Genomic DNA, 7,002 nt, shown 5'->3' on the forward strand with positions numbered 1-7,002 from the left:
AAGTGACAAGAACGATGGCGCTCTACTTGGACGCGGCGGTGTCACGACCGCTGGTCGAGATGGGCGCGCAGTTCGTCGATCGAGGCGAAGCGCATCATGCCTTCCGGCATCTGCGCTTCGATCGAGCCGTCGGAATAGAGCGAATAGGCCATGCCGTCGACGATACCCGATTTGAGCACGGTCACGGGCGCCTGCTCGACCGCCGGCGCCGGTTCGGGCGGAGGCGGCGGGCCGGGCTCGGCAAAGATCGACGGCGAGCGCGGCGGCGGGCGACGCCCGGCGGCCGGCTGTTCCGGTGGCCGCATACGGTCCGGCCTCGGCCAGGCATCGTCGAAGCTCGCCGGCTGACTCTCCGGGCCGGCCGGTTCCGTGGGCTCATCATGAGGCTGCGGCGGCAAGCTCTCTGTCGCCTTCGCCTCCGCGCGCTCGCGCTCCTTGCGGGAGGACGATGCGAACAACAGGTTGCGGCGGCGCGGCGCTTCCGGAGCCGCAGGCGGTGTCGAGGCTTCCGGCTCCGGCGGCAGCTCGGCGCGCGGACGCTCGCGCGTGGCGGCCTCGCTCTGCCACGGCGGCGGACCCGCGGCCGGTGGCGGCGGTGGCTCGGTTTTCGTGGCCGGTGCCGGGAACGGCTCGGACGCTGGCGCGCCAGGCACCGCGAGGCCCGGCAGCACGGGCCTGACCCGAACCTCGCCCGGCGCGGCCGATCCGGCCAACCGGCGGGCGATGCCCTTCAGTTCCACGACCACGACGTAGAGGCCGGCCAGTAACATTCCGGAGCAGACGCCAATGCTGCCGGAGATTATGAGGGTGCTGCCGAGGCTGGCCTCCCTGACGGTGAAGCCGAACAGGATCGTAAGGAGGCCCGCCAGGACGGCGAAAATCCCCACAATCAACAATGCCAAGCTCATCGAACTCACCCCTGGTCGCGCAGCCGTGCGCGACACCCGTTACGCCACGATACCGTCATACGGTGTTCCACGCCAACGGCGAATTAGAGCCTGCGTTCCTAAAGGGAAGGATATCAGGGACTTATTCACATTCCCTTCAGCTAAGGCCCGCTACTTCTAAGCTGCTCTCAACTGTCTGGATTTGCTGCGTCGCATCAGGATTTTAGCCATAATGCCCAATTACTTGGTAATGGAACTGCGCTATAGGGATTCCGGGGAAGTGGCCCGCGGGCACCAGCAGGGCCAAGAGGGGATTCCGGGTCACCAATAGCCATGACATCCATCACGACTTCGGCGATCGACACGCCTCTGCGGCGCTCGGTTGAACGGACTTGCGACGATCTCGCCATGCTGGTGCTGGCTGCGGTCGCCGTGACTGCAGGCTTGACCTTCCGCGATTACGGGCTCGGCTGGGACGATTACACCCACGCTGAATATGCCGACCTGCTGCTGCGCATGTTCGGTTCCGGCTTCAGGGACACCGCGGCGCTCTCTTTCGCGAATCTCTATATGTATGGCGGCGGCTTCGACATGGTCGCGGCTCTCCTGCACAAGGTCATTCCGCTCGAGCTGTTCGAGACGCGACGCCTGCTCGGCGCCATGGTCGGCGTGATCGGGCTTGCGGTGACGTGGCGGCTCGGCCGCCGCATCGGCGGGCCCCTTGCCGGTCTTGCCGCACTCCTGCTGCTCGCGCTCTGCCCGATCTTCTACGGCCACATGTTCATGAACCCGAAGGATGCGCCCTTCGCGGTGGCCATGATCATCCTGATGCTGGGCCTCGTACGCCTCGCCGAGGAATATCCGCAGCCGTCGCCGCGGACGATCCTGATCGTCGGCCTGGGTGCCGGCCTCTCGCTCGGCTGCCGCGTCCTCGGCGGCCTCGCGTTGGTCTACGCCATGATCGGCTTCATGCCGTTGTTCCTGGAGGAACTGCGCACCGAAGGCGCCCGCGAAGCAGCCCGCCGCTTCGCCCATGTCGTCTACGTGCTGCTGCCCGGCCTCGTGTTCGGCTATCTCGTGATGGGCCTGATCTGGCCGTGGTCGATCATGGAGCCCGGCAATCCCTTCGAGGCGCTGACCTATTTCTCGCATTTCTTCGAGAAGCCCTGGAAGGAGATGTTCGACGGCGCGATCGTGTCCGTGCCCGACATGCCCTGGTCCTATCTGCCGACGCTGTTCGCGCTGCAGCTTCCCGAGGTGATGCTGGTGCTGATGGGCGGCGCCGTGGTCAGCACCTTCGCGATGCTGCCACGCCGCGAGGTTCCGGCGCGCCGCAAGACCATCCTCTTAATGCTGACGCTGGCGGCGACCCTGCCGCTCGCGATCGCGATGGTGAAGCGGCCGGCGCTGTACAACGGCATCCGCCACTTCGTTTTCGTGATCCCGCCGATGGCGGTGCTCGGCGGCGTCGCCTTTGCCTGGGCCATGGAGCGCCTGCGCACCAACCACCGCACCTGGCAGCCCGTCGTGCTCGCGACCTTCTGCTTCGGCCTCGCGCTCTCGCTGGCCGAGATGATCCGGCTGCATCCCTATCAATACACGCACTTCAACCACATCGCCGGCACCGTGCGCGGCGCCGACGACCGCTTCATGCTGGACTATTGGGGCCTTGCGCTGAAGCAGGCCTCGGACGAACTGCGCGAGCAGATCGTCGAGCGGCAGGAAGTGGCGCCGGGCAACCGCAAATGGAAGGTCGCGGTGTGCGGTCCGCAGCGCCCGGCCCAGGTCGCGCTCGGGCCCGACTTCACCATCGGCTGGGATTCCAACGCGGCCGATTTCGCGATGACGCTCGGCGAGTTCTACTGCAAGGGCCTCACCGCGCCCGTGATGGTCGAGATCAAGCGCGACGACGTGGTGTTCGCCCGCGTCTACGACATCCGCGGCCGCAGCATTTCCAGCCTGCTGTCGATCCCGGCGCCGTAATATCTTTCTCCTGCCTTGTAGCCCGGATGGAGCGAAGCGAAATCCGGGATAGCGGCCCCGCATTACGCTGCGCTCCATGCGGGCTACGCTGAACTGCCGCGCTTTGTCCGCCTTGCTGCCGCCCCCGACCGCGATTACGCTCCCTCCCCGCAACAACGATGTTCGGAGAGATAAGCCATGTCGCCAGCGGAAGCGCGCCTGAAGGAAGTGCCGTCGAACATGACGGAGGCGGAGTGGCAGCAACGGGTCAATCTCGCCGCCTGCTACCGCCTCGTCTCGCTGTACGGTTGGGACGATCTGGTCGACACCCACATTTCAGCGCGCGTGCCCGGCCCCGACCATCACTTCCTCATCAACCCCTACGGACTGATGTTCGACGAGATCACGGCATCGAGCCTCGTCAAGGTCGACCTGCACGGCAACCAGCTCTCCGAGAGCGAGTACAGCATCAACCCGGCCGGCTTCACCATCCATTCGGCGATCCACGAGGTGCGCGAGGACGCGATCTGCGTGCTGCATCTCCACACGCTCGACGGCACCGCGGTGTCGAGCAGCGCGGAAGGGCTGCTGCCGCTGAACCAGACCGCCCAGCTCGTCACCCACGACCTCGCTTATCACGACTATGAGGGCATCGCGCTCGACCACGACGAGCGGCCGCGGCTGCAGAAGGACCTCGGCGACCATAACCACATGCTGCTGCGTAACCACGGCACGCTGACGGTCGGCCGCTCGGTCGCCTCCGCGTTCGAGCGCATGTACCACCTCGAGCGCGCCTGCTCGATGCAGGTGCGCACGCGCGCGCTGGGCACGCCGGTCTATCCGGTCGAGGAGATTGCGATCGAGAAGAACACCGAGCTGCTCGCCAACCGCGACCGCGCCGAGCTGCGCGCCACCAACCTGGTCTGGCCGCCGCTGCTGCGCAAGCTCGACCGCAAGCTTCCGGGCTACCGGTCTTGAGATTCTGCGGATTTCGTGTAAGGTAGGTCTCAACACCCTCTACACGTTTCGGAATGAAACGCCGCCCAATTCCGGGCGGCGTTTTTATTTGCGCCGTCATTGCGAGGAGCGAAGCGACGAAGCAATCCAGACTATGTCCGCGTGCCCACCTCTTCTATCGCAATCGCGAAGGGATGGTGGGCACGGCGCTTTGCGCCTTTGCCCGCCCTACGGCACCGTGCCTATTTCACGTCCGCGAGCGCCGCGAGGATCCGCGCCCACGAGCGGATGCCCTTCTGGAAACTGCGGAGGTCGTATTTCTCGTTCGGCGAATGGATGTTGTCGTCGTCCAGGCCGAAGCCGACCAGCAGCGAGTCGAGCCCAAGCGTCCGCTTGAAATCGGCGACGATCGGGATCGAAGCGCCCGAACCCATCAGCACGGTCTCCTTGCCCCACTCCTCGGTCAGCGCCTTGCTGGCGGCGGCGAGCGGTTTCATGTTCCAGTCGAGCGCCACCGCGGGCGCGGCGGAATGATCGCCGAACTCGACCTTGCAGTCGCCGGGAATGCGCGCCGTCACGTAGTCGCGGAAGGCCTTGCGGATCTTCTGGGGATCCTGCCCCTCGACCAGGCGGAACGAGACCTTGGCCGAGGCGTGCGACGGGATCACCGTCTTGGAGCCTTCGCCGATATAGCCGCCCCAGATGCCGTTGACATCGCAGGTCGGACGCGACGAGGCCTGCTCGATCAGCAGCCGGCCCTTTTCGCCGGCGGGGATCGACAGACCGATCGGCTTGAGGAACATCTCCGGCGTGAGATTGAGCTTCTTCCACTGCTCCAGGATGTCAGGCGGCAGATCCTTCACGCCGTCATAGAAGCCGGGGATGGTGATGCGGTTGTCGTCGTCGAACAGGCCGCCCAGGATTTTCGTCAGCACCCGGATCGGGTTCATGGCGCTGCCGCCGAACACGCCGGAATGCAAATCGCGATTGGCGGCGGTGATCTTCAGCTCTTCATAGAGCAGACCGCGCAGCGACGTCGTGATCGCGGGCGTGTTGCGGTCCCACATGCCGGTGTCGCAGACCAGCACGTAGTCCGCCTTGAACTCGTCCTTGTTGGCTTCGATGAAGGGGACAAAGTTCTTCGAGCCAACCTCCTCCTCGCCTTCGATCAGGAAGGTGATGTCGATCGGCAGCGAGCCCGTCACTTTCTTCCAAGCGCGGCAGGCCTCGACGAAGGTCATCACCTGGCCCTTGTCGTCCTCGGCGCCGCGCGCGACGATGATCTTGCGGCCGTCGGCATGGTCGGTGACGACAGGCTCGAACGGCGGACGGTGCCAGAGATCGAGCGGATCGACCGGCTGCACGTCGTAATGGCCGTAGAAAATCACATGCGGCCGTCCGCCCGCCCCGGTCTTGCCGACGATTGCGGGATGGCCGGCGGTCGGGCGCACTTCAGTGGCGACACCGAGGCTCGCGATGTCCTTGGCGAGATGCTCGGCCGCGGCCTTGCAGTCGGCGGCAAAAGCCGGATCCGCAGAGATCGACTTGATCCGCAATAGCGAGAACAGACGCTCCAGGCTGTTGTCGAAATCCTTGTCGATGTGATCGAGCACCGATTGAAGCTGCGCATTGGCCATGGTCGTATTCCTGACTTTTGAGTCTCAAGAGGTACCGGATTTTAGCGCTGCCGCCGCCTCGGAGCCAGTCGCAACCGGCGGATGCCGGATGTGCCATGCGAGGCTACCTGCAAGAATGGCGGTCGCGACAAGGTTATTGCCCCAGGCCTGGATGACATTGGGAAACCACGGCACCGCCAGCAGCATGAGGATGCCAGCGGCACCCAGCGCGAGCCAGGTTCCCAGCCGCACGTTCGGTCGCGCGTCGAAGGCGGCGCGATGCATCAGCACCGTCAACGGGAAGAACAGCCACATGAAGTAGTATTGCCGCGCCAGCGGCGATGCCACCGTCATCAGGCAGAACAGGATGCCGAGCTCCTCCGCATCCGAGCGCGCCGTTCGCCGCGCTTGCGGCGGCATCACCGCGAGGAAGCCGAGCCCGAGCAACGCCGACAACGCCAGCACGATCAAGTTCGCCGTCTTGTAGTCGACGTCGATGACATTCATCGTGCGCGGCGGCTTGTTCGGATCTTCCTGATTGTAGTTGATCGGCCGGACCAAACGGTGCGTGACGGCAATGAGGGACTGGTTGACCCACGACCAGTTCTGCTCGTCGCGCTGGCCAAAGCCTTTTTCCGAGCTCGTGCCGACCATGCCCTGGTACCAAGTCTTGAGCTCGGCCGCGTTGCGCTCGAAGCCGCGGATCGGTGCCGGCACGACATAGAGAAGGATGCCGGTGAAGGCGACCGTCGCGACGACGGCCGCCCACTTCCTGCGCCAGATCAGATAGGGCAGCACCGCAATCGGAAACACCTTGATGGCGGTGGCGAGCGCGAACATGAAGCCTGCGAGCCAGGCGCGCTGATGCTGCAACAACCAGAAGCCCCAGAGCATCATCGCCAGCAGCACGAGGTTCGGCTGGCCGAGGTCGAACTGATCGAACACGAAGGTCACGGTGACGATGGCCGGCAGCGCTTCGAGCCACGGGCCGGGCCTGCGGCCCGATCCCGTCATGGCATTGGAGAATATGCCCGTGTACCACCATGCCGCCACGTTCAGGATCGACAGCACGACATAGAGCGGGATCTTGCCGAACCAGCTCGGGATCGCCAGCAGGATCGCCGGCAGCGGTGGATAGATGAATTCGAAATACTCGCCGATCTTGTCGGGATAGAGCGATCCACCGTGCAGCACCTGCTGCCCGGCCCAGTACCACAGCCCATAATCCTTGGTCTTGCCGTGGCCGAAGATCTCGGGAACGAGCACGTCGGCGGTCAGGAGGACGCAGCAGAGCAGGAAGAGCAGATCAAGCGGCGCACGTAGCGACAAGGCTCTGTGCGGGCCGAGTTTGTCTGATAGATTCGGTGATGTCACATTATGTCCCGTTGGAAACAAATAGCACGTAGCAGACCGACGGACGCTTGGAGAGCCCCCTTCACCTGAATTTGTGGTGGTGGTGATGACCTAGGGCGACCGGATACCAGGTGACTATTTGAGCGCTAACAGTCTGCTGAAAAACCTCGAAATGGAGCGTCCTCGCCGGTCGTTGTTGGGGCGATGCGGTGGAGTTGGACGTAATT

Annotated in this window: 5 protein-coding genes; 2 read left to right on the forward strand and 3 right to left on the reverse strand. The window is 64.5% G+C overall.

The window, feature by feature from the left end:
* Positions 1-41: 41 nt before the first annotated feature.
* Entirely contained in the window at positions 42-908 is an 867-nt protein-coding gene (locus AC5ZFO_RS43815) for a DUF308 domain-containing protein (RefSeq protein ID WP_282518850.1), read from the reverse strand.
* Positions 909-1,220: 312 nt separating this feature from the next.
* Here AC5ZFO_RS43815 and AC5ZFO_RS43820 point away from each other — a divergent pair, with 312 nt between their 5' ends.
* Together AC5ZFO_RS43820 and AC5ZFO_RS43825 are read left to right on the forward strand one after the other, a co-directional pair.
* On the forward strand, positions 1,221-2,870 hold the full coding sequence (locus AC5ZFO_RS43820; RefSeq protein ID WP_212481824.1) for a glycosyltransferase family 39 protein: 1,650 nt from the start codon (positions 1,221-1,223) through the stop codon (positions 2,868-2,870).
* Between the two features lie 177 nt (positions 2,871-3,047).
* Positions 3,048-3,827: a class II aldolase/adducin family protein gene (locus tag AC5ZFO_RS43825; protein ID WP_282518851.1), complete on the forward strand. Its 780-nt coding sequence runs from the start codon at positions 3,048-3,050 to the stop codon at positions 3,825-3,827.
* A 221-nt stretch (positions 3,828-4,048) separates the two neighbouring features.
* Here AC5ZFO_RS43825 and AC5ZFO_RS43830 read toward each other — a convergent pair whose 3' ends face one another.
* Together AC5ZFO_RS43830 and AC5ZFO_RS43835 are read right to left on the reverse strand one after the other, a co-directional pair.
* Entirely contained in the window at positions 4,049-5,443 is a 1,395-nt protein-coding gene (locus AC5ZFO_RS43830; RefSeq protein ID WP_085402705.1) for a M20/M25/M40 family metallo-hydrolase, read from the reverse strand.
* 24 nt (positions 5,444-5,467) lie between these two features.
* Complete coding sequence (locus tag AC5ZFO_RS43835; protein ID WP_282518852.1) at positions 5,468-6,751, reverse strand: glycosyltransferase family 87 protein; 1,284 nt, start codon at positions 6,749-6,751, stop codon at positions 5,468-5,470.
* Positions 6,752-7,002: the final 251 nt, after the last annotated feature.

It is taken from the genome of Bradyrhizobium sp. Unk1, from assembly GCF_059512345.1.